Raw genomic sequence first — 536 nt, 5'->3', positions numbered from 1 at the left:
GGGTTCAGCAAGGAACTCGTCAGAGCCCTGTTCCACGGTCTGCGCGTGGGTCTGTACGTGGTCAGCCATACGGGGAAGATCCTCCTGGTCAATCCGTATGCCGAGAGGCTGCTCGATCGTCCCGCACGGCAGTTGATCGGGGCCGACCCCCACGACCTGCTGCACCGCAACGCCGACGGAAGCCCGATGCCCCGGGAGGAGTGCCGGATTCTGGCCGCGTTCTCCGAGGGGGTGGACGTCCGCAGCGAGGAGGCGTGGTTCACTCGCGGATCCGGAGGCATGGTCCCGGTGGGCGTGATGGCGGCCCCGCTCCCGTTGGGCGGGGAGGAGATGGGCAATGTGGTCCTGTTCTACGACCTGAGCCGGCACAAGGCCGTGGAACACAAGCAGGCGGCCGCCCTGGCGGCACTGGAGAAGCTGACCGACCGGCTGTCGCTGATGGCCGAGACCAGCACCGTGCTGGCCTCCACCCTGAAGGTGGATGAGGCGCTGCGGCGGCTGTCTCGTCTGGTGGTGCCCCGGCTGGCCGACTGGGC

1 protein-coding gene is annotated in these 536 nt (G+C 68.5%); it reads left to right on the top strand.

The window, feature by feature from the left end:
- Positions 1-45 precede the first annotated feature (45 nt).
- Positions 46-536 (top strand): PAS domain-containing protein (locus Pth03_RS41200; RefSeq protein WP_239119826.1); only part of this gene is annotated, 491 nt, incomplete at its 3' end.

It is taken from the genome of Planotetraspora thailandica (assembly GCF_016863335.1).
GTDB classification, from domain to species: Bacteria; Actinomycetota; Actinomycetes; order Streptosporangiales; family Streptosporangiaceae; genus Planotetraspora; species Planotetraspora thailandica.
The sequence above is the reverse complement of the archived record's forward strand: the minus strand, read 5'-3'. Positions and strand labels throughout refer to the sequence as shown.